This window comes from Curtobacterium sp. VKM Ac-1393 (assembly GCF_015350995.1).
Lineage (GTDB): Bacteria > Actinomycetota > Actinomycetes > Actinomycetales > Microbacteriaceae > Curtobacterium.
Genome location: NZ_JADKRW010000002.1, coordinates 513,221 through 534,176, shown reverse-complemented (window position 1 = coordinate 534,176; position 20,956 = coordinate 513,221). Strand labels below are relative to the sequence as shown.

Here is a 20,956-nt window from a genome sequence, read left to right as displayed (position 1 = left end):
CCAGGCCGCCACGGGCCTCCCGTCCGCCCCGTCGCGGCGCGACGTCCGTAGGGTGGTTGCCATGGCAACCCCGTTCGACGTCCCGAGCACCCTCCCCTACGCCCTGCCGCCCTTCGGCGACGTGCGACTCGAGCACTACCGACCGGCCTTCGAGGCCGGCATGGCCGAGCAGCGCGCCGAGGTCGAGGCCATCGCCACCGATCCACACGCACCGACGGTCGAGAACACGCTCATCGCCCTCGAACGTTCCGGGCAGCTGCTGACCCGTGTCAGCCACGTGTTCTTCACGCTGTCGTCGGCGGACTCGACGCCCGAGCTGCACGACCTCGAGGCCGAGGTCTCCCCGCTCCTCGCCGCCCACCGCGATGCGATCACGCTGGACTCCCGGCTCTACGCCCGCGTGCAGTCGGTGCTCGACGGCGCCGCAGCCGCCGGGCTCGAAGGTGAAGCGCTCCGCCTGGTCGAGCGCACGCACGCCGAGATGACCCTGGCGGGCGCCGGGCTCGACGACGCCGGCAAGGAACGCCTCACCGCGATCAACCAGGAGCTGTCGACGCTCACCACGACGTTCGAGCGCAACCTGCTCGAGGACACCAACGACTCCGCCGTGCACGTGACCGACGAGGCCGAGCTCGAGGGCCTCGACGACGGTGCGAAGTCCGCCGCAGCCGGGTCCGCCGCCGATCGCGGTCTCGACGGGTGGCTCATCACGCTCCCCCTCTACACCGGCCACCCGTGGCTGTCGTCGCTCGCGAACCGCGACCTGCGCGAGCGGATCATGCGGGCCTCGCTCGCCCGCGGTCGTCGCGGCAACCAGTACGACAACCGCGAGGTCCTGCTGCGCATCGTCCGACTCCGTGCCGAGCGCGCCGAACTGCTCGGGTTCCCGAACCACGCCGCCGTCGTCACCGCCGACGAGACCGCGAAGACTCCTGAGGCGGTCGACGGTCTGCTGTCGTCACTCGTCGAGGCCGCCGCGCGGAACGCGGACGACGAACGCGCCGTCCGGTCCCGCACCGTCGGGTTCGACATCGAGTCGTGGGACTGGGCCTACGCCACCGAGATCCTGCGTGGCGAGCAGTTCGCGGCGGACAGCTCCGCGCTCCGTCCGTACTTCGAGGCCGACCGGGTGCTGCACGACGGCGTCTTCCACGCGGCGGGTGCCCTCTACGGCCTGACGTTCACCGAGCGCCCGGACCTGCACGGCTACAACGACGAGGTCCGTGTCTTCGAGGTCACCGGCGAGGACGACGAACCCGTCGGGCTCTACCTGCTCGACCTGTACACCCGCGACGGCAAGCGCGGCGGCGCGTGGATGAACCCCGTCGTCGAGCAGTCCGAGCTGCTCGGCACGCTGCCCGTCGTGGTGAACAACCTCAACGTCGCGAAGCCGGCGGCCGGGTCCCCGACGCTGCTCATCCAGGACGAGGTCGAGACGCTCTTCCACGAGTTCGGGCACGCCCTGCACGGCCTGATCGCCCGGACCACCTACCCGCGGTTCTCCGGCACGAACGTCGAGCGCGACTTCGTCGAGTTCCCGAGCCAGGTGAACGAGATGTGGGTGTCGTGGCCGTCGGTCCTGGCGAACTACGCCAAGCACCACGAGACCGGCGCCCCGCTGCCGCCCGAGCTCGTCCTGGGGCTGAGCGAGTCCGAGGGCTTCAACGAGGGCTTCGGCACGACCGAGTACCTGGCTGCGGCACTGCTCGACCAGGCGTGGCACCGGCTCTCCGCAGCCGAGGCCGCGGCGGTGACGTCCGTCGAGGACTTCGAGCGCTCAGCGTTGGAGGCCGCCGGCATCGCCGTCGAAGCCGTGCCACCGCGGTACTCGTCGACGTACTTCGCGCACACGTTCTCGGGCGGGTACGACGCCGGGTACTACGGCTACATCTGGTCCGAGGTGCTCGACGCCGACACGGTCGAGTGGTTCCGCGAGAACGGTGGGCTGTCGCGTGACGCAGGTCGTCGGTTCGCGTCGCGGTTGTTGGGCGTCGGCGGTTCGAAGGACCCGCTCGAGGCGTACCGCGACTTCCGCGGCCGCGACGCCGAGGTCGGCCCGCTGCTGCGTCGCCGCGGGCTCGAGTAGGCGCGCGGGGGTCGGGCCCGGGCCCGGGCGCTTCGGGGCGTACCGCGTCGAATCGGGCGTACCTGGTCGGAACTTCCGACCAGGTACGCCCGATCTCACCTTCCATCGCGGCCGTCATGGGAAGAACCAGACGACCGCCCCACCACGACGAAGCCCCACACCGATTCGGTGCGGGGCTTCGTCGTGGTGGGGCGGTGCTACGCCGACTTCTCGACGCGCTTCGCCCGCGGCCGGGGCACGATCGTCGGCGCCGCGTTCTCGAGCACGGATTCACGAGTGATGACCACGCGGGCCACGTCGTCGTCGGACGGGACGTCGAACATCACCGGACCGAGCACCTCTTCGAGGATGGCGCGGAGGCCACGAGCGCCGGTCTGACGCAGCACGGCCAGGTCGGCGATCGCCTCGAGCGCGCCCTGGTCGAACTCGAGCTCGACGCCGTCGATCTGGAACATCCGCTGGTACTGCTTGACCAGGGCGTTCTTCGGCTCGGTCAGGATCTGCATGAGTGCCGCCTGGTCGAGCTGCGACACCGTGGTCACGACGGGCAGACGGCCGATGAACTCGGGGATCAGGCCGAACTTGTGCAGGTCTTCCGGCAGGACCTCGGAGTACAGGTCCTGGTGGTCGGTCGCACTGTGCAGCGGTGCCCCGAATCCGATCCCCCGCTTGCCGACGCGCGAGGACACGATGTCCTCGAGCCCGGCGAACGCACCGGCGACGATGAACAGCACGTTCGTCGTGTCGATCTGGATGAACTCCTGGTGCGGGTGCTTGCGGCCGCCCTGCGGCGGGACCGAGGCGACCGTGCCCTCGAGGATCTTGAGCAGCGCCTGCTGCACGCCTTCGCCGGAGACGTCGCGCGTGATCGACGGGTTCTCGGCCTTGCGGGCGATCTTGTCGACCTCGTCGATGTAGATGATGCCGGTCTCGGCGCGCTTGACGTCGTAGTCGGCCGCCTGGATCAGCTTGAGCAGGATGTTCTCGACGTCTTCGCCCACGTAGCCGGCTTCGGTCAGCGCGGTGGCGTCGGCGACGGCGAACGGCACGTTGAGCCGCTTCGCCAGGGTCTGCGCCAGGTAGGTCTTGCCGCAGCCGGTCGGGCCGATGAGCAGGATGTTCGACTTCGCGATCTCGATGTCGTCGCGGTCTTCGGCCGCGGTGATCTGCCCCTGGGCGCGGATGCGCTTGTAGTGGTTGTAGACGGCCACGGCCAGCGCACGCTTCGCCGGGTCCTGCCCGATGACGTACTCCTGCAGGAAGTCGAAGATCTCGCGCGGCTTCGGCAGTTCGAAGTCACCGCTCGAGGTGTCCTCGCCGGCTTCGGCCAGGCGCTCCTCGATGATCTCGTTGCACAGCTCGACGCACTCGTCGCAGATGTAGACACCCGGACCGGCGATCAACTGCTGGACCTGCTTCTGGCTCTTGCCGCAGAAGGAGCACTTGAGGAGGTCCCCGCTCTCTCCGATGCGTGCCATTGCCGTGCCTCCCTGGTTGGACGTGCCGGCCCGCACACTCGCACCGGCCGCTGGTGCACCGCTGCTGGTGGGCACCTCGTCGTGGACACGAGCCTAACCGCAACCGGTGACACCGGCCGCGCGGCCCCGCGGGATTTCGCGCACGCGTTCGCCCAGGGCGTTCGGGCCTGCTACCGTGATCCAGTCTTCTCTACAAGTTGTAGAAACACCCTCGAACCAACCCGCGAAGGAACCCCATGCAGAAGCGTCTCGTCGCCGGCGGCGCCGTCACCCTCGGTGCCGTGGCCGTCATCGTCCTCGGCACCGCCGGCGCGGCCAGCGCGCACGTGTCCGCGACGGCCACGTCGACCGCCGCGAACTCGTACACCACGGCGACCTTCTCGGTCCCGCACGGCTGCGACGGCTCCCCCACCACCAAGCTCGAGTTCCAGGTGCCGGAGTCGGTCATCGAGGTCACGCCGACGGTCAACCCGAACTGGAAGATCTCGAAGACGACCGAGCCGTACACGAGCCCGTCCGCGGCTGCCGACGGTGAGCACGCCGAGGACGCCGCCGAGCGCGTCACGAGCGTTACGTACACGGCGAAGACCCCGCTCCCCGCCGACGAGCGCGACACCTTCGCGCTCTCGTTCTCACTGCCCGACGGCAAGGCCGGCGACCTCGTCGAGTTCCCCGTGCTGCAGACCTGCGAGAAGGGCTCGGTCGAGTGGAACCAGGAGCAGAAGGCCGGCGAGGCCGAGCCCGAGCACCCCGCGCCCTCGGTCACCCTCACCGCCGCCGAGGCCACCGACGACGACGGTGACCCGATCGCGACCGCGACGACCGAGGCCGCCGCCGGCTCGACGGCCCCTGCCGACCCCGACCTGGTCGGACGCTTCCTCGGCCTCGGCGGCCTGGTGCTCGGCGCCGTCGCCCTGGTCGTCGCCGTCGCCGGCACGCGTCGTCGGAGCTCCGCCAAGTGACGCAGCGCGGCTCGCGTCGGACTCGGCTGCGGTCCTCTGCCTGGAGGCTCGTGGCCGGGTCCGCCGCGGCCGTCGCGATCACGGGCGGTGCGGTCCTCGGGCTTGCCGGTCCCGCGAGCGCGCACAACTACCTCGTCGCGTCCACACCGGAGATCGACGGCACGCTCACCGCGCTGCCGAAGGCGTTCGAGATCACCACGAACGACAAGCTGCTCGACATCGGCGACTCCGGTTCGGGCTTCGCGTTCCGGGTCGTGGGGCCGGACGGCAAGTACTACGAGGACGGCTGCGTCGACATCGACGGGCCCTCGATGACCACGCCTGCTGCCCTCGGTGACTCGGGGAAGTACACCGTCGAGTGGCAGATCGTCTCCGCCGACGGCCACACCGTCTCCGACGAGTACGCCTTCACGTGGAAGGCCCCGTCCGGCTTCTCCGCAGCCACGGGCTCGTCGACCCCGCCGACCTGCGCCACCGCGGGCGGTTCGTCGACCGAGGCGGCCACCTCCGGCACGGCCTCGGGCAGCACCGACTCGGCAGCGACTGATGCACTGTGGATCGGCGCCGGCGGCATCGTCCTCGTCGGCGTGGTCGTGGCCCTGTTGCTCGTCCTGCGGCGCCGACCCGCGCCGGAGACGGACGACACCGAGGACTGACACCGCTGAACGACGAAGGCCCCACACCGATCGGTGCGGGGCCTTCGTCGTTCCTGCTGGTGCTACTTGACGAGCGCCGGCAGGTTCTTGCGGCTGGTGAGGACCTGGTCGATCAGGCCGTACTCCACGGCTTCCTGCGCGGACATGATCTTGTCGCGCTCGATGTCGTGGTTGATCTCCGCCGGCGTCTTGTTGGAGTGCTTCGACAGCGTCTCCTCGAGCCAGGTGCGCATGCGGAGGATCTCCGCCGCCTGGATCTCGATGTCCGACGCCTGTCCGCCACCCTGCTGGACAGCGGGCTGGTGGATGAGCACACGGGCGTTCGGCAGGGCCAGGCGCTTGCCCGGGGTGCCGCCGGCGAGGAGCACCGACGCGGCCGATGCAGCCTGACCGAGGCAGACCGTCTGGATCTGCGGACGGATGTACTGCATCGTGTCGTAGATCGCCGTCATCGCGGTGAACGAGCCACCGGGCGAGTTGATGTACATCACGATGTCGCGGTCGGGGTCCATCGACTCGAGCACGAGCAGCTGGGCCATGACGTCGTCGGCCGACGCGTCGTCGACCTGGACACCGAGGAACACGATGCGGTCCTCGAAGAGCTTCGCGTACGGGTCCTGGCGCTTGTAGCCGTAGGCCGTGCGCTCCTCGAAGCTCGGCAGGATGTACCGATCAGAGGGAGCCGGGACGTTCTGCGCGCCACCGAGCATTGGGAGATGCATTCTCGTTTCCTTTTCTTCGGTGGGGATCAGGACTGGGCGTCGGGGTCGGCAGCCGGGGTCGGCGTCGCGCCGTCACCGACGGTGCCACCACCGCCGATGACCTCGGCGGACGAGGCACGCAGGTGGTCGACGAAGCCGTACTCGAGGGCTTCCTGGGCGCTGAACCAGTTGTCGCGGTCGTTGTCCTTGAGGACCTGCTCGATCGACTTGCCGGTCTGCTCGGCGGTGAGCTCCGCCATGCGCTGCTTCATGTCGAGGATGACCTTGGCCTGCGTCTGGATGTCGGCAGCGGTGCCGCCGAACCCGCCGGACGGCTGGTGCAGCAGGACGCGGGCGTTCGGCGTGATGTAACGCTTGCCGGGCGTGCCGGAGGACAGCAGGAACTGTCCCATCGACGCCGCGAGGCCGATGCCCACGGTCACGATGTCGTTCGGGACGAACTGCATCGTGTCGTAGATCGCCATGCCGGCGGTGATCGAGCCACCGGGCGAGTTGATGTAGAGGTAGATGTCCTTCTCAGGGTCCTCGGCGGCGAGCAGCAGCAGCTTGGCTGCGATCTCGTTCGAGTTGTCGTCGCGGACCTCGGAGCCGAGCCACACGATCCGGTCTCTCAGAAGGCGGTCAAAAACACTGGGGTTCAGTGTTGCTTCGGCCATGGAAAAGCTCCCGTTCAGTTGTCGCTTGTTGTCGAACTTATCGGTTGCAACGCACCACTTCGCGTGTGTTCGCCGACAGCAATGCGGTGGTGCGGAAATACGAGACGGGAGGCACGGTGCCAGCTGGCACCGTGCCTCCCGTCAGTCACGCTGGTGGCGTCGAGATCGTTACTCGGCGTCCTCAGCAGGAGCCTGCGCGACGCCCGCCGTGAAGGCGGACAGGTCGACTGCGTCGCCGTTGGTGTCCTTGACGGTCACCTTCGACAGGACGGTCGCGACCGCCTTCGAGCGGGCGACCTCGCCGACCATGCCGGGGATCTGGCCGTTCTGGTCGATGACCTTGATGAACTCGGCCGGCTCCATGCCGTACTGCGCGGCAGCCTGGATGAGGTACTGGGTCAGTTCCTCCTGCGAGACCTGGATCTCTTCCTTCTCGGCGATGGAGTCGAGCAGGATCTGCGAGCGGAAGGCCTTCTCGCTGGACTCGGAGACCTCCTTGCGGTGCTCGTCGTCCTCCAGGCGGCTCTCCTGCTCGAGGTGACGGTGCACCTCGTCCTCGATGAGCTGCGCCGAGATCGGGATGTTGACGTCCTCGATGAGCTTCTCGACGAGCTTGTCGCGAGCCGCGGCGCCCTGACCGAAGGTCTTGGACTTCGCGATCTGGTCCTTCAGGTCGACCTTGAGCTCGTCGATCGTGTCGAACTGGCTGGCGATCTGCGCGAACTCGTCGTCGGCCTCGGGGAGCTCGCGCTCCTTGACGGCGGTGACGGTGACCGCGATCTGGGCGGTCTCGCCCTCGCGGTCGCCACCGACGAGCTTCGACTCGAAGTTCGTCGACTCACCGGCGGTCAGGGACTCGAGCGCCTCGTCGATGCCCTCGAGCAGGTCGCCGGAGCCGATCTCGTAGGAGACGCCGGTGGCCGAGTCGACCTCGTCGTCGCCGATGCTGGCGGTCAGGTCGATCTGCGCGAAGTCGCCGGTCTTCGCCGGACGGTCGACCGTCACGAGCGTGCCGAAGCGGGTGCGCAGGTTCTGCAGCTCTTCTTCGATCTCGTCGTCCGACACCTCGACGGCGTCGACGGTGAGCTCGTAGTCCTCGTACTTCGGCAGGTCGAACTCGGGACGCACATCGACCTCGAAGGTCAGGACGAGGTCGCCCGCGAAGTCGGCCACGTTCGGCAGCTCGGCGACGTCGGCCTCGGCACGGCCGAGGATGCGGAGTTCCTGCTCTTCGACCGCCTGGCGGTAGAAGTTGTCGATGGCGTCACCGACGGCGTGGTTCAGGACCTCGCCACGGCCGACGCGCTGGTCGACGATCGCCGGCGGGACCTTGCCCTTGCGGAAGCCGGGGATGTTGATCTGCTCGGCGATGTGCTTGTACGCGTGGTCGATGCTCGGCTTGAGATCTTCCGGCGTCACGTTCACGGTGAGCTTGACGCGGGTGTCGCTCACCTTGTCGACGGTGCTGGTGGCCACGGGATGTTCTCCTGTTGGTTGACGTTCGTGTGATCGATGGTTCTCGAGGACCTGGTCGGGGCGACAGGAGTTGAACCTGCGACCTCCCGCTCCCAAAGCGGGCGCTCTACCAAGCTGAGCTACGCCCCGTTTGACTGGGCCAGGGTGTCCGCGCGCGCCGAAGGGCGCATGCGACGCCGATGAGTCTAGCGGTCCCCCGGTGCACGGTTCCCGGGAGGAACGTCACTCGTCCGCCGCGGCGCGTCGCAGGCCGGAGCGCCACCGCACGCCGACGACCACCTGCACCCCGAGCGCCGCCACCGCGAGCACGACCCCGGCGACGATCCGCCACCCGTGCAGCAGGGCGTGGACGGGCTGCGATTGCGGGTCACCGAACAGCTCCGGGCGCATCGAGAACACGATCGCTGCGAGGACCACCAGGGCGTACGAGATCACCCGCGACCGCTTGATCCGCCGTGCATCGGCGTCGGTCGGCGGGAGCAGCACACGGGGTGGCATGTCGGTACTCGTTCGTCCGCTACGATGGTCGGGCTGCGACACGTGCGCAGCGCGGGGATGTAGCTCAATGGTAGAGCCCCAGTCTTCCAAACTGGCCACGCGGGTTCGATTCCCGTCATCCCCTCTCTTCTTCCTCTGTCTCCGGTCGCCGCACGGTGCCGTGTTCTCCGGCCCGTGCACTGTTGCCTGCTCCGTGCGAGGTTGTTCCGACGTACCGAGCGATCAACGTCGCACGGAGCGAACACGCGCGCACCGTGCGTCTCAGCACCACCCAGAACTGGGGATGGGACAGCGGAGCCGCCTCCGGGACACTTGAGCGGTCCTCGCCATCCAAGGAGCTCAGTGCCGAACCCCCGCCAGACCACAAGCCCGCGTGCGCCACGTCCCCGTCGTCGGGTACCGATCACCACCTGGGTCGGCATCGTGGGAACCGCCGTCCTCGCACTCGCCGGCTTCGCATCGACCGGAGTCTGGGGGATGCTGATGATGATCGCGCTCGTCGTCCTGCCCACGACGCTCTACGCCGTCGCCTTCCGCCGCTCGACGTGGCTCCGGATCCCGAGGAAGCGCGCTACTGCCGCGATCGGTGCGGGCATCGCTCTCGCCGCGCTGATCGGATCGACCTCCGCCTACGGTGCGACCCACCCGTTGCCGGACGCACCGGCACAGGTCGCCGCCGTGACGGCTCCGAGCGCGACGGTGGCCGCGACGCCGAAGACGTCTCCGACACCGACACGCACGGTGACGCCCACACCGACCCCCACGCCGGTGGTCACGACCAAGGCGGTGACGGAGACCTCACGGATCGCGTTCGGCTCCACGACGGTGCAGAGCTCGACCCTGGCCCAGGGCACGACCTCAGTGACGACGCCCGGGGTCCGCGGTGTCACCACGAAGACGTACCTCGTCACCTACACGGACGGTGTGGAAACCGGCCGCGTTCTCCGGAACGAACGCGTCACGACGCCGCCGGTGACGCAGGTCACCACGGTCGGAACCTACGTTGCCCCCGCGGCTCCTGCCGCCCCGACGTGCACGAACGGCACGTACGTCAACACAGCGGGAGTGACGGTCTGCCGTCCAGAGGTCGCGTCGAGCGCGCCAGCCGGTGCCACGGCGAAGTGCGGCGACGGCACGTACAGCTTCAGCCAGTCCAGGCGAGGGACGTGCTCCTCACACGGCGGCGTCGCCGTCTGGCTCTGACGCTCACCTGCGGGGTGCCAGCGCGCAACCGCGCCGTCGTCAGAGCGCTCCGATCGGCTCTTCTTCGACTTCCTGTCGGAGCATCCGGTACTGCCGCTCCCATCCAGGGGTGCCACGCCCAGCGGCGTGCAGCGCGGTCCGTACTGCCCCGAGCGCACGGTCGAGCGCACCGAACTCGTCGTCCGAGACGACCCCGATCGAGAAGTTGAGGGTGCCGGTCGCGAGGTCGGCGGTCAGGTCCTGATCGTGGACGTCGTCGAGATCGAAGAGCGCGTCCGCGATGACGTCGAAGTCCGCGGTGAGCTCGGCACGGAGGTCGTCCGCTGCCTCGAGCTGCGCTGCGCACTCGACGCGCACGAGGTAGTTCGTCATGAGGTCCTCCTGTCCCAACAGCCCCGTTCTCGCGAGCCGATACTTCAGATGCACAACGTACCAGGGATCCGACGGTGTGAGGTGGACCGTGTGCAGGTGCTCCCCGCACGGGCAGTACGCCTTGTAGTACTTCCGCCCCTTCCACACCGTCGACGGTAGGGAGAACGGCAGCGACAGCGAGGCCCACTGGTGAGCCTTGTGGAAACGCTTTGGGCCAGTCCGTGCTGTGCAGGAGAATCAGGGGCCGTCGAGTTCGAGCGTGATCTGCGGGGCGTCCCCGAGTTCGACCCGAGCACGCTTGCGCTCCACAGCCCGGAGGGGCACGAGGTACCCGCCGTCCTTCGGGAACAACGAGGTCGTCCAGGTCACGGCGCCGATCGTCACCCGGGCGGGGATCACACCCCAGCCGTAGGTCAGCACCGGCGCGAGTTCGTGGATGACCTCGGCGGCGTCCGGCGGCACGACGGCGAAGAAGAACGGCGCCGGGCCGCGCCACTCGATCACCTCACCGCGGAACTCGAGCTCCATGTCGCGATCGTACGGCCGCGCCCCTCGCACGGTGCGAGGTCGGCCGAAGTCCGTGCGAGGTTCCACATTCGGTGCGACGGCCGGGGGCTCGCACCGAGTGCGGAACCTCGCACCAGGCCGAGCCCCCAGCCGCTGCCGTCAGCGAGAACGCGTCAGCGGTACGACGCGGCCTGCCCGTAGAGCTGCTGCGTCATGGCGGAGACGTAGGCGCTCTTGTCGCCTCCCGGCAGGTTGTACGTCATGAAGACGCCGTACCCGTCGGCCTTCGTGCGCTGCGCGAGCGACACCGCCGTCGACTGCGCGGTGTTCTGGATGTCGACCGCCGCCGCAGAGAGCTTCGACTTGCCGAGCCCCGGGATCGACGGCGCCGAGTACGTGCCGTAGTAGGGGTTCCAGGCGTAGTCGAGCTTCGAGCCGATGGTGCTGCTCGACGACGACAGCGAGGACGACGCCGGGCCGATGTCGTAGAACGAGATGAGCTTGCCGGGCATCTGGGCACGCAGTGCGGTGATGAGCCAACCGATGGACTGCTGGTTCGGCTGCGGGGTGCCGTTCGCGCCGTAGTCGGAGTACTCGTCGTCGAGGTCGACGCCGTCGAGTCCGTACTTCGACACGGTGGCGGCGATCTGGGACGCGAAGTCCGACGCCGCGGCCTGGGTCGGGAAGTTGGCGATGCCCGCGCCCTGGTGGTTGCCGAGGACCGACAGCGACACCTTGATGCCCTTCGCCTGCAGCGGCTTGATCTGCGTCGCGGCGTTGTCGAGCGTCGCCTGCACCTTGTCGTTGTTGACCAGGACCGCCTTGGAGCCGTTCCAGTTGATGTTCGCCGCGAAGATGATCGCGACGTCGAACGCGTTCGCCCCGCCGGACAGCGTGTACCGGCCGACGTTCGCGAGCTGGTCGTTGTTGACCTCGACGTAGGCGATGCTCGTCGGCCCGGACTTGGTGGCAGCGGCCGATGCCGGTGCTGCGGTGGCTGCGGACGGCACGAGCGGTGCCGCCACCATCGCGGCGACGGCCGCCACGATCCCGAACTTCATGGACTTCTTCATGACACTCCTCTTCGAGTGATGAACCGGCCGGCGGTCGCCGACCGGGAACCGCCGCCGGGACACCCGAAGTCCCGGCGGCGGGGTCTCAGACGCGCGGGTAACGGAAGGTCCGCACCTCGTACGCGTCGACGGCGAACGACGACGCTTCCGTGTCGGTCAACGGCTCTTCGAGCAGGGTGACCTCGGCAGCCGGTCCGAACGACCCGTCCACCGCGATCCCCCCGGTCCCCCGCCGCCCCACCGGCTCGTACACCCGGACGACCAGGTCGCCGGACCGGTCGTCGGCGAGCTTGACGCTCGACAGCACGACCCCGCCGGACACCCGCACGAGCGGCGCGAACCCGTGCGCCCCGGTGACGGTCCGCGCTCCGGCGTTCATCCGGACGCCGGCCGCCGTGGCCCCGAGCTGGTCGGTGCCGATGACGATCCCGTACCGGTGCGTCTGCACGCCCTGGTCGGTCTCCGGGTCGGGGAACCGCGGTGCGCGCAGCAGCGACAGCCGCACGGTGGTGGTGACGTGCCCGTCGACGGCGTCGCGGGTGGTGTCGAACCCGTGGATCGAGTCGTTCACGAGCGCGACGCCGAACCCCGGTTCGGACACGAGCACGTAGCGGTGCATCGAGGTCTCGAACTTCGCGGCCTCCCACGAGGTGTTCGTGTGCGTCACCCGCTTCTGCGCCCCGAACTGCGTCTCGGCGACGGTGTGCTCGGCGCGGACGTCGAGCGGGAACGCGACCTTGAGGAACTTCTCGGTCTCGTGCCAGTCGGTCGTCTGGTCGAACTCGAGCGTGCGGGAGTCCGGTGCGAGCGTGATCTCCTGCCGCACGGTCGAGTCGCCGAAGGACCGCGACACGACGACTCGGGCGACACCGGCGTCGTCGACCGAGGCTTCGAGCGACGAGACGTCCACCAGGTCCTCGACCCGGTTCCGGTAGTACCGGTCGACGTCCCACGCGTCCCACATGTTCGGGAAGTCCTGGTGCAGCTGCAGCAGGTTCGCGGCCTGCCCGGCGGCGATCGCCTCGCGGCCGCTCGCCAGGTCGACGGCGCTCGTGACGAGGCCCTGGTCGGTGACGGTCACACGAACCAGCTCGTTCGCCAGCACGTACCCGCCGTCCTGCTCGGTCAGCGTGACGGCGGTCGGTTCCGCCACGTCGGTCGCCAGGACGGCGCCCTGCGCGGGTGCGCCGGCCTGGAGGAACGGGGCCGGGTTCACGACGACGGCCGCGTCTCCGGCACCGGCGAGCGCCGAGAGCGCCTGGTCGATGATCGCGGTCAGCGCCGCGGCCGTCTCGGCGTACTTCGCCTCGGCCTCGCGGTGCACCCACGCGATCGAGGTGCCCGGCAGGATGTCGTGGAACTGCTGGAGCAGGACCTGCTGCCACAGGGCGTCGAGCTCGTCGTACGGGTAGGTGAAGTCGGTGCGGGCGGCGGCGGTCGCGGCCCAGAGCTCGGCCTCGATGAGGAGCTGTTCGCACCGGCGATTGCCCTGCTTGGTGCCGTGCTGGCTGGTCAGGGTGGCGCGGTGCAGTTCGAGGTAGAGCTCCCCCACCCACACGGGCGGGTCGGGCAGCTCGGCCTTCGCACGGTCGAAGAACGTGTCGGGGTGCTCCCAGCGGACCTTCGCGCTGCCCTCGAGGTCGGCGAGCCGCGCAGCCGTGCCGGTCATCTCGCGGGTGGTACCACCGCCGCCGTCGCCCCAGCCGACCGGGGCGATCGACCCGGTGGCGAGCCGGTTCTCACGGAACTGGCGGGAGGCCTTGGCGACCTCGCTGCCGGACAGGCGCGAGTTGTAGGTGTCCATCGACGGGAAGTGCGAGAACACTCGCGAGCCGTCGATGCCCTCCCACAGGAACGTGTGGTGCGGGAACTTGTTGACCTGGTTCCACGAGATCTTCTGCGTGAAGAACCACTCGAAGCCCGCGCGGCGCATGAGCTGCGGCATCGCCGGCGAGTACCCGAAGCTGTCCGGCAGCCAGACGCCCTTGGGTCGGATGCCGAACTCGCGCTCGAAGAACCGCTGCCCCTGCGAGAACTGGCGGACGATGCTCTCGCCGGTGGGCATCACGGTGTCGGACTCGACCCACATGCCGCCGATCGGCAGGAACCGGCCGGCCTGGACGGCGGCCGTGACCCGGGCGTACACCTCGGGCCGATGTTCCTTGATCCAGGCGTACTGCTGGGCGCTCGACATGCCGTACAGGAAGTCGTCGGTCTGGTCGATGAGCTCGGTCATCGTCGAGGTGGTTCGAGCGACCTTGCGGATCGTCTCGCGGACGGGCCAGAGCCAGGCGGAGTCGATGTGGGCGTGGCCGATCGCTGAGATGGTGTGCGCGGAGGATTCTGCGGGGGCGGCGAGCACCTCGGCGAGCGCTGCTCGGGCATCGGCAGCCGTTGCGGCGATGTGCTGCAGGTCGAGCCGGTCCAACGCGTCGTCGAGGGCCTGTAGGATCCGCATCCGTCGCGGCCCCTCGGGCAGTTCGGCCTGCAGTTCGAGCAGGACGTCGATGTCGAGCGCGAGCTCGTGCACCTCGGACTCGAAGACGGCGAGGTCCATCCGGCGCGAAGTGTACAGCCGCTTCGACGACGAGGTCTGGATGTCGCCCTCGTGGGTGACCAGGAAGGGGTGGTAGTCGAGCAGGACGGGGTTCGACGCGGCCTCGACGAAGAGCTCGATGGTCTCCCCGCCCACCGCTGCTTCGGTGAGGAGCACCCACTGGTTGCGCGGGTTGATCGACTTCACCGGCGTGCCGTCGGCGAGGTAGACGAGCCCCTCGCACTGGAACCCGGGCATGTTCTTGTCGAAGCCGAGGTCGACGACGGCTTCCACCCGGCGGCCGGCCCACTCGGTCGGCACGGTCCCGATCAGCCGGAACCACGTCGTCCCCCAGGCCGCGCCCCAGGGCGTGCCGACCTCGTACGGCGTGAACTGGAGCGCGAGTCCCTGCGCCGGCGGGATCGGCTCCCCCGGCAGCTCGTGCCATGAGGTCTCGAGCGGCGTCGCGGTGGCGTGCACCGCCGGCGTGATGCGCTCGTCGAGGACCCGGCGGGCCCGTCCGGTGGTGAGGGGGATGTCGTCGTGCATGGGGCCTTCCAGGGTCGGGGCGTGGTCGCGGGTCGGTGCGTGCTCGCCGGTCAGGGCGTGGTCGCGGGGTGTGCGACGCGGATGGCTGTGGCGTCGAGGTCGGCGGGCACGTCGACGCACCGTTCGATGCCACGGGCGGCGAGCATCGCGGTGTCGCTGAGGCGGGAGCGCAGGACGACCTGCGGCCCGCGTCCGTCCGGTTCCGCGGACGCGACCGCGAGCCAGGCGGCGGCGAACCGTCCGCCGGGGGCGCAGTCGGCACGCATGCCGTGTCGGTCCGAGCCGTCGGGCAGTACGTCGTCGAGCACGAGCGCGGTGGCCGGCGGCGCAGCAGCGGTGCCGGTGGTGCCGGACCGTGCGACGGCGGCGAAGGCCTCCCCCGCAGGCTTCACACGGCCGTCGTTCGTGAACAGCCCGAGGTCGTACTCGAGCTCCGGGAAGTCGGCGAGCGACCTGGCGACGTCGTGCGAGCACCACCACGTGACGCCGAGCACGTGCTGTGCGTCGAGCACGTGCCGGATGGTCTGCTCGGTGAACGAGGCGGCGTCCTCCGGAGCGACGACGTTGGTGGGTGCCCCCACCTCTTGCAACCAGTTCGGTCGGGCGGGGTCGCGGTTCCAGGCCGCGGCGAGCTGGAGCAGGTACTCCCCGTGCCGCACCGATCCGGGTCCGAGTGCGCCGTGCAGCGCCGCCGAGCCGTTGAACACCCACGAGTGCGTGACGGTGGCGTCGCCGTGGTCCGCCGCGTGCTCGGGGCCGAAGGGCTGCGCGTCGTCGTACCAGGCCGCGTCGTACTGCGCGACGGTGACCAGCGGCCGTGGACGCGACCCGCTGTCGGACGGGGCCGACGCGGACGAGTCGACCCGGGCCTCCAGGCCGGACGAAGCGGACGAACCGGACGAGCCGGACGCGAGCCCGGAACGCGCCGCCGCGACCATCGCCGCCGCCCACGCGTGCCCCTGCTCCGCCGTGATGTCGTGCGGTGTGGGGTGCGGGGCGTGTGCGAACTGGTTCACCTCGTTGCCGATGGTGATGCCGAGCAGGTTCGGCTTGTCCGCGACCGCTGCGGCGAGCGCCCGGACGTACGCCGCGGTCGATGCGACGACGTCCGGGTCGGTGAACATGTTCCGACGGTGCCAGCTGTCCAGCCACGAGGGCACGAAGTCGAAGCTCGACAGGTGCCCCTGCAGCGCGTCGACGTTGACGTCGAGTCCGAACGAGCCGGCGATGTCCACGACCGTCGCGACGTCCTGCAGCGCCGAGGCCCGGATGAGGGTGCGGTTCGGCTGCACCACCGGCCAGAGCGGGAAGATCCGCACGTGGTCGGCGCCGAGCGAGGCGATCGCCTCGAGGTCCCTGGCGGTGTCCGACGGTGAGAAGTCGAGCCACGAGTGGAACCAGCCCACCGAGGGCGTGTAGTTGACCCCGAAGCGCATCAGCCCTTCACACCGCCCTCTTCGACGCCCTTGAAGAAGAAGCGCTGCAGGACGGCGAAGATCACGGCGATCGGGATGAACGCGATCATGGTGCCGGCGGCGATCATGCGCTGGTCGGTCGCGAACGTGCCCTGCAGGTACTGCAGCCCGACGGTCAGGGTGAGGTTCTCCGGTGACTGCAGCACGATGAGCGGCCACAGGAAGTCGTCCCACGCCCCGATGAACGAGAAGATCGCGATGACCGCGATGGTCCCCTGCACGGCGGGCAGCGAGATGTACCGCAGGCGCTGCATCGCGTTCGCACCGTCCATCACCGCCGCTTGGTCGATCTCCTCGGGGATCTGCCGGAACGCGTTGAACATGAGCAGCACGTTCAGCGCGGCGATCATGCCGGGCAGCGCGACACCGACCAGGTTGTCGGCGAGGCCGAGGTCCTTGACGGTGACGAACTGCGAGATGATCGTCGCCTCGCCGGGCAGGACGAGGGTGGCGAGGAACAGCCCGAGGACGAGCTTGCGGTGCCGCCACTGCAGCCGCGCGAGGGCGAAGCCGGCGAGCGTCGCGAACACGATGTTGCCGAACACGTCGATCGCGGCGACGAGCAGCGAGTTGCCGATGTAGCGCCAGACCGGGATCGCGGCGGCCACCTTGAGGTAGTTCTCGATGGTCGGCTCGGTCGGGATGAACGACGGGTTCGCGGTGTAGATGTCCTCGCCGGCGCCCTTGAGCGAGGTGGACAGCTGCCACAGGAACGGACCGATCGTGATGACGAGGACCACGATGAGCAAGACGTAGCGGACGACCTTCTCGCGGGTGGACATGACACCCCAGACCGCGCGACGGCGCCCGCGGCCGGTCCCGTCGCGTCCGTCTCGTCCGTCGCGTCCGTCGCGTCCGTTCGGCCGGGAGGCCCGCCCCGCGTCGGTGGCGCCGGTCACGTCCGGTGTCGGGCTGGCTGCACCGCGTGCCCCGCCCAGGGCGGGTTCGGTGCTCGTCGTGTTCGTCACTTGTCCGCCTTGCTGTTCATCCGCGCGAGGGCGAGCATCGGGATCAGGGTCACGGCGAAGAGCAGGAGGCTCAGGGCGGACGCGTAGCCGAGGTTGCCGGTGAAGCCGCGGGCGTACTGCTGGATGAGCATGACGAGCGAGTTGTCCTGCCCGCCCGGTCCGCCCGTGCCGTTGGTGAGGATGTAGAGCTCGCTGAACACCCGGAGCGCGGAGACGCACACCAGGATCCCGACGAGCGTCATGGTGCCGCGGACCCCGGGCATGGTGACCGACCAGAACCGTCGCACCGCACCGGCTCCGTCGAGGGCGGCCGCTTCGTGCAGGTCCTTGCCGACGTTCCCGAGGGCCGCGAGGAAGATGATCATGTAGTAGCCGAGGCCCTTCCAGACCGTCAGGCTGATCGCGCTGAGGAGCAGCAGCCACCGGTCGGTCAGGAACGGGACGCTGCCCTGCACGACGCCGAGCGCCTGCGCCATCTCGTTGATGACGCCGCGGTCGTCGAGGATCCAGGTCCAGATGAGTCCGACGACCACGGCCGAGGCGATGACCGGCGTGTAGAACGCCGTGCGGAAGAACGCGATCCCCGGCAGCTTCTGCTGGACGAGCACCGCGATGAGCAGCGGCAGCACCGTCAGCAGGGGCAGGCAGATCGCCATGTAGATGACGCTGTTGAGCAGCGCTTCCCACACCTGCGGGTCGGCGAGCAGGGTCTCGAAGTTCTTGAGCCCGACCCACTGGCTCACGCCACCCAGCGGGCTGGCGTTCGTGAACGACAGACGGACGGTGTTGATCGACGGCCAGAGGCTGAACGCGACGAGCCAGACGAGGGCCGGCAGGACGAGCAGCCAGGGCGTGAACCAGCGGTTGGCGCGCATCAGCCGTTGGCCAGCAGGCTGTTCATCTTGGTCTGCGCCGTCTGCAGGGCCTTCTCGGGTGCGACCTGGCCCTTCATGGCGAGCGCGATCTGCTGGTCGAGGAAGTCCGTCATCGCAGAGTTCGCCTCGACCGGGTTGAGGACCTTCGCGGTCTTCAGGGCTTCGTTCGCCAGCACGCGGGCCTCACCGTTCACGGTGCCGTCGTCCTTCGAGAAGTACGGGTCGGACTGCGACGACGTGGTCGACGGGAAGATGTTGACCTTGTGGGCGAACGCTTCCTGGTTCTTCGCATTCGTCATGAACTTCGCGAACGCTTCGGCCGTGGCGAGGTGCTTCGACTTGGCCGACACCGACAGGCCCTGCACGTAGAGCGGCGGGGTGTCGAGTGCCGGGCTGACGGTGACCTTGCCCTTGAGCGACGGGTTGTTCTTCTCGAAGTCGGCGAGCGAGGTCGCGCCGCCGGTGGTCCAGGCGACCTTCTGCTGCGTGAACAGGGCCGAGTTGCCGAGGTAGTCGCTGTTCAGCACGTTCGAGGGCATGTAGCCGTCCTGGTACGCGTCCTTGTAGCGCTCGATCAGGTCGGCTGCCTTCGACGACTCGGCGAAGGTGAACTTCGTGCCGTCCGCGTTCAACACCTTGACGCCGGCCAGGGTGAAGTCGCCGAGGCCGGGCTTGCGGCTCATCAGGTAGTCCGTCGGGCAGTTCTCGTGCATGGTCTTGGCCTGCGTGAAGAGCTCGTCAGTGGTCTTCGGCGGGTTCTTCGCGTCGAGACCGCACTTCGCGAACATCGTCGCGTTCCAGTAGTCGACGTCGGTGTTGAGGTACCAGGGGTACCCGAACGTGCCGTCCACTCCCTTGTACTCGTACGAGTCCAGCGCGCCGGAGACGTAGGTGCTCGCCAGCTTGGCGTCGTCCTTCGCGACGTCCTGCAGGAACCCGCGCTTCGCGAGCGGCAGGGCGATGTCCGGCGGCAGGTTGATGACGTCGGGCAGTGAGTTCGACGACGCCTGGCTGAGCACCTTGTCGGCGTAGCCGTCGCCGGGCTGGTCCTGCAGCTTGACCTTCGCGTCGGGGTGGGCCTTCTCGAAGTCCGCGATCACCCCGTTCAGGTAGTCCGTGTACGTCGGCGTGAGCGCCCACGTCTGCAGGGTGATCGAGCCGCTGATCGCCCCGCCGCCGTTGTCGGCCGCATTGCCGCCAGCCGAGCAGCCGGTCAGGACGAGTGCCGTGGCGGCGGCTCCTGCGAGCAGCGCTGCGGCGCGGTTCCGCGTCGCACGTGTGGTGGTCCTCATGGCGTCTGACTCCCTCGTCGTCGTGCTGAACCGGTTCAGTTGCTGTCGCAGAACCGTCATGTGGCAGTGACTATGAAGGACTAAAACGCTATAGTCAAGCCCATGGCCGCGAACCGTCGAACGACGATCTCCGACATCGCCGCGCGTGCCGGCGTGTCCGTCAGCGCGGTTTCCTTCGCCCTGAACGACCGCCCCGGCGTGTCCGACGAGACCCGCGAACGCGTGCGCGCGATCGCCCGCGAGCTCGACTGGCAGCCGCACACCGCGGCGCGCGCCCTGGGTGGCGCGAAGGCCGGGTCGATCGGCTTCGTGCTGAACCGGCCGGCCCGCACGCTCGGCACCGAGTCGTTCTTCGGCGACCTGATCTCCGGCATCCAACTCGGGCTCGCCGGCACCCACGTCGGCATGAACCTGCTCGTGGCACGCGACGCGGCCGAAGAGCTCGACACCTACCGCGCGTGGTGGCGCGGGCACCGGGTCGACGGCGTGGTCCTCATCGACCCGCGGCGCGAGGACGAGCGACTCACCCTGCTCGCCGAACTCGGCATGCCCACGGTCGTCGTCGGCTCCCACCCCGCATCCGACGGCGCCGCGCCGAGCGTCTGGATCGACGACGCCGACGCGACCGAGACGGTCCTGCGCTACCTGCACGCACTCGGACACCGCCGCATCGCCCACGTCGCCGGGCGGCCCGAGTTCGAGCACACGGCCATGCGGATGGACCGGGTGCGAGCGTTCGCCGCGGCCGAGGGGCTCGAGGACGCCGTGTCGATCCCGACCGACTACTCAGCCGAGGCCGGCGCGAGTGCGACCCGCACCCTGCTGTCCCGGACCAGCCGACCGACCGCGATCGTCTACGACAACGACGTGCTGGCCGTCGCCGGGCTCGGGGTCGCGAGCGAGATGGGGGTCGACGTGCCGGCCGACGTCTCGATCGTGTCGTTCGACGACTCGGCGATGATCCAGTTGGTCCGGCCGTCCATCACCTCGTTGACCCGCGACACCGTCGAGCTCGGGCAGCGCGCAGCCACACTCCTGCGCGCGCAGATCGACGCCGACGCACCGCTGCCGTCCCGCCCGGGGCCACCGCTGACCCTGAGCGTGCGGGAGTCGACGGCACGCGCGCAGTCCTGATCGCCGCCACCCGACACGCCCAGCAGGCCCCCTGCGTCCGTCCAGTGCACGCGGCGGACTTGACTCTCGTTCGAACACACGTTCGAATACCGTCGTGGGACGGCGTCGCGAGAACCGGTGGCAGCCCCCGGAGCACCCGGAGGTCGAACGTCCGCGCGCCTACACGCTGTCCGAGGACGCCCGCGGACCGGACGTCTGCCATGCCGTCACTCCGGTGCCTGTCTGGGCCTGGGTCCAGTTCCCCACCTTCCACGTGCGGGTGAAGGCCTTCGCGAAGAGCTGGACCCGCGACGCCGTCATGGTCGAGTGGGCCCAGTTCGGGCAGCAGGCCGATGCGTGGGTCTGGCGGTCCGCCGTGAAGCACCGGACCCTGCGTGCCGATCAGCCGGAACACGCGCAGCGGAGTCCGCAGAACGCAGCGCGTTGACTTCCGGGGCC

The 20,956-nt window shown here is 69.2% G+C and carries 19 protein-coding genes and 2 tRNA genes; 7 read left to right on the top strand and 14 right to left on the bottom strand.

The window, feature by feature from the left end:
- The first annotated feature begins 61 nt into the window (after window positions 1-61).
- On the top strand, window positions 62-2,086 hold the full coding sequence (locus ITJ59_RS06380; protein ID WP_194650255.1) for a M3 family metallopeptidase: 2,025 nt from the start codon (window positions 62-64) through the stop codon (window positions 2,084-2,086).
- 197 nt (window positions 2,087-2,283) lie between these two features.
- Here the strand turns inward: ITJ59_RS06380 and clpX are convergent, their stop codons facing one another.
- Complete coding sequence (gene clpX / locus ITJ59_RS06375; protein WP_017886000.1) at window positions 2,284-3,564, bottom strand: ATP-dependent Clp protease ATP-binding subunit ClpX; 1,281 nt, start codon at window positions 3,562-3,564, stop codon at window positions 2,284-2,286.
- A 236-nt stretch (window positions 3,565-3,800) separates the two neighbouring features.
- Here clpX and ITJ59_RS06370 point away from each other — a divergent pair, with 236 nt between their 5' ends.
- Both ITJ59_RS06370 and ITJ59_RS06365 read left to right on the top strand, forming a co-directional pair.
- Window positions 3,801-4,526: a YcnI family protein gene (locus ITJ59_RS06370; RefSeq protein WP_194650254.1), complete on the top strand. Its 726-nt coding sequence runs from the start codon at window positions 3,801-3,803 to the stop codon at window positions 4,524-4,526.
- A 50-nt stretch (window positions 4,527-4,576) separates the two neighbouring features.
- Window positions 4,577-5,182 carry a copper resistance CopC family protein gene (locus ITJ59_RS06365; protein ID WP_323749424.1) on the top strand — a complete coding sequence of 202 codons (606 nt, stop codon included), beginning with the start codon at window positions 4,577-4,579 and terminating at the stop codon, window positions 5,180-5,182.
- 62 nt (window positions 5,183-5,244) lie between these two features.
- On the opposite strand, the gene ITJ59_RS06360 is transcribed toward ITJ59_RS06365, so the two are convergent.
- The 5 genes from ITJ59_RS06360 to ITJ59_RS06340 form a co-directional block, all read right to left on the bottom strand.
- On the bottom strand, window positions 5,245-5,904 hold the full coding sequence (locus tag ITJ59_RS06360; RefSeq protein WP_111075987.1) for an ATP-dependent Clp protease proteolytic subunit: 660 nt from the start codon (window positions 5,902-5,904) through the stop codon (window positions 5,245-5,247).
- Between the two features lie 26 nt (window positions 5,905-5,930).
- Entirely contained in the window at window positions 5,931-6,560 is a 630-nt protein-coding gene (locus ITJ59_RS06355) for an ATP-dependent Clp protease proteolytic subunit (protein ID WP_194650253.1), read from the bottom strand.
- Between the two features lie 168 nt (window positions 6,561-6,728).
- On the bottom strand, window positions 6,729-8,036 hold the full coding sequence (gene tig / locus ITJ59_RS06350) for a trigger factor (RefSeq protein WP_194650252.1): 1,308 nt from the start codon (window positions 8,034-8,036) through the stop codon (window positions 6,729-6,731).
- Between the two features lie 52 nt (window positions 8,037-8,088).
- A tRNA-Pro gene (locus ITJ59_RS06345) sits at window positions 8,089-8,165 on the bottom strand.
- Between the two features lie 93 nt (window positions 8,166-8,258).
- Window positions 8,259-8,534 carry a hypothetical protein gene (locus ITJ59_RS06340; RefSeq protein WP_194650251.1) on the bottom strand — a complete coding sequence of 92 codons (276 nt, stop codon included), beginning with the start codon at window positions 8,532-8,534 and terminating at the stop codon, window positions 8,259-8,261.
- 53 nt (window positions 8,535-8,587) lie between these two features.
- Between ITJ59_RS06340 and ITJ59_RS06335 the strand changes: the two genes are divergently transcribed.
- Together ITJ59_RS06335 and ITJ59_RS06330 are read left to right on the top strand one after the other, a co-directional pair.
- A tRNA-Gly gene (locus ITJ59_RS06335) sits at window positions 8,588-8,658 on the top strand.
- A gap of 299 nt (window positions 8,659-8,957) precedes the next feature.
- Window positions 8,958-9,737, top strand: coding sequence for a DUF3761 domain-containing protein (locus tag ITJ59_RS06330; RefSeq protein ID WP_323749423.1), 780 nt, complete (start codon window positions 8,958-8,960; stop codon window positions 9,735-9,737).
- Window positions 9,738-9,776: 39 nt separating this feature from the next.
- Here the strand turns inward: ITJ59_RS06330 and ITJ59_RS06325 are convergent, their stop codons facing one another.
- From ITJ59_RS06325 to ITJ59_RS06290, 8 genes are all read right to left on the bottom strand, one after another.
- Window positions 9,777-10,109 (bottom strand): hypothetical protein, encoded by a 333-nt coding sequence (locus tag ITJ59_RS06325; protein ID WP_194650250.1) that lies wholly within the window; start codon window positions 10,107-10,109, stop codon window positions 9,777-9,779.
- Between the two features lie 237 nt (window positions 10,110-10,346).
- The gene (locus ITJ59_RS06320) at window positions 10,347-10,637 is read right to left on the bottom strand and encodes a DUF1905 domain-containing protein (RefSeq protein ID WP_194650249.1); all 291 of its coding nucleotides are present in this window, start codon (window positions 10,635-10,637) and stop codon (window positions 10,347-10,349) included.
- 152 nt (window positions 10,638-10,789) lie between these two features.
- Window positions 10,790-11,689, bottom strand: coding sequence for an endo-beta-N-acetylglucosaminidase H (locus tag ITJ59_RS06315; protein ID WP_194650248.1), 900 nt, complete (start codon window positions 11,687-11,689; stop codon window positions 10,790-10,792).
- 85 nt (window positions 11,690-11,774) lie between these two features.
- Window positions 11,775-14,774 carry an alpha-mannosidase gene (locus ITJ59_RS06310; protein WP_194650247.1) on the bottom strand — a complete coding sequence of 1,000 codons (3,000 nt, stop codon included), beginning with the start codon at window positions 14,772-14,774 and terminating at the stop codon, window positions 11,775-11,777.
- Between the two features lie 50 nt (window positions 14,775-14,824).
- Window positions 14,825-16,210: a glycoside hydrolase 5 family protein gene (locus ITJ59_RS06305; protein ID WP_194650246.1), complete on the bottom strand. Its 1,386-nt coding sequence runs from the start codon at window positions 16,208-16,210 to the stop codon at window positions 14,825-14,827.
- A complete protein-coding gene (locus tag ITJ59_RS06300; RefSeq protein WP_323749422.1) occupies window positions 16,210-17,217 on the bottom strand; it encodes a carbohydrate ABC transporter permease in 1,008 nt (335 codons plus the stop codon). Before ITJ59_RS06300 ends, ITJ59_RS06305 begins: the two co-directional genes overlap by 1 nt.
- The gene (locus ITJ59_RS06295) at window positions 17,214-18,092 is read right to left on the bottom strand and encodes a carbohydrate ABC transporter permease (protein WP_194650245.1); all 879 of its coding nucleotides are present in this window, start codon (window positions 18,090-18,092) and stop codon (window positions 17,214-17,216) included. Before ITJ59_RS06295 ends, ITJ59_RS06300 begins: the two co-directional genes overlap by 4 nt.
- Complete coding sequence (locus ITJ59_RS06290; protein WP_194650244.1) at window positions 18,092-19,384, bottom strand: ABC transporter substrate-binding protein; 1,293 nt, start codon at window positions 19,382-19,384, stop codon at window positions 18,092-18,094. Before ITJ59_RS06290 ends, ITJ59_RS06295 begins: the two co-directional genes overlap by 1 nt.
- 102 nt (window positions 19,385-19,486) lie before the next feature.
- On the opposite strand from ITJ59_RS06290, the gene ITJ59_RS06285 reads away from it, so the two are divergent.
- Together ITJ59_RS06285 and ITJ59_RS06280 are read left to right on the top strand one after the other, a co-directional pair.
- The gene (locus ITJ59_RS06285; protein ID WP_194650243.1) at window positions 19,487-20,518 is read left to right on the top strand and encodes a LacI family DNA-binding transcriptional regulator; all 1,032 of its coding nucleotides are present in this window, start codon (window positions 19,487-19,489) and stop codon (window positions 20,516-20,518) included.
- Window positions 20,519-20,612: 94 nt separating this feature from the next.
- Window positions 20,613-20,945: a hypothetical protein gene (locus tag ITJ59_RS06280; RefSeq protein ID WP_194650242.1), complete on the top strand. Its 333-nt coding sequence runs from the start codon at window positions 20,613-20,615 to the stop codon at window positions 20,943-20,945.
- Window positions 20,946-20,956: the final 11 nt, after the last annotated feature.

Coding starts and splice junctions, on each gene's coding strand:
- ITJ59_RS06290 (WP_194650244.1), bottom strand. CDS start 19,384: ATGAGGACCACCACACGTGCGACGCGGAACCGCGCCGCAGCGCTGCTC.
- ITJ59_RS06310 (WP_194650247.1), bottom strand. CDS start 14,774: ATGCACGACGACATCCCCCTCACCACCGGACGGGCCCGCCGGGTCCTC.
- ITJ59_RS06325 (WP_194650250.1), bottom strand. CDS start 10,109: ATGACGAACTACCTCGTGCGCGTCGAGTGCGCAGCGCAGCTCGAGGCA.
- ITJ59_RS06355 (WP_194650253.1), bottom strand. CDS start 6,560: ATGGCCGAAGCAACACTGAACCCCAGTGTTTTTGACCGCCTTCTGAGA.
- ITJ59_RS06305 (WP_194650246.1), bottom strand. CDS start 16,210: ATGCGCTTCGGGGTCAACTACACGCCCTCGGTGGGCTGGTTCCACTCG.
- ITJ59_RS06380 (WP_194650255.1), top strand. CDS start 62: ATGGCAACCCCGTTCGACGTCCCGAGCACCCTCCCCTACGCCCTGCCG.
- ITJ59_RS06320 (WP_194650249.1), bottom strand. CDS start 10,637: ATGGAGCTCGAGTTCCGCGGTGAGGTGATCGAGTGGCGCGGCCCGGCG.
- clpX (WP_017886000.1), bottom strand. CDS start 3,564: ATGGCACGCATCGGAGAGAGCGGGGACCTCCTCAAGTGCTCCTTCTGC.
- ITJ59_RS06360 (WP_111075987.1), bottom strand. CDS start 5,904: ATGCATCTCCCAATGCTCGGTGGCGCGCAGAACGTCCCGGCTCCCTCT.
- ITJ59_RS06340 (WP_194650251.1), bottom strand. CDS start 8,534: ATGCCACCCCGTGTGCTGCTCCCGCCGACCGACGCCGATGCACGGCGG.
- ITJ59_RS06285 (WP_194650243.1), top strand. CDS start 19,487: ATGGCCGCGAACCGTCGAACGACGATCTCCGACATCGCCGCGCGTGCC.
- ITJ59_RS06315 (WP_194650248.1), bottom strand. CDS start 11,689: ATGAAGAAGTCCATGAAGTTCGGGATCGTGGCGGCCGTCGCCGCGATG.
- ITJ59_RS06370 (WP_194650254.1), top strand. CDS start 3,801: ATGCAGAAGCGTCTCGTCGCCGGCGGCGCCGTCACCCTCGGTGCCGTG.
- ITJ59_RS06295 (WP_194650245.1), bottom strand. CDS start 18,092: ATGCGCGCCAACCGCTGGTTCACGCCCTGGCTGCTCGTCCTGCCGGCC.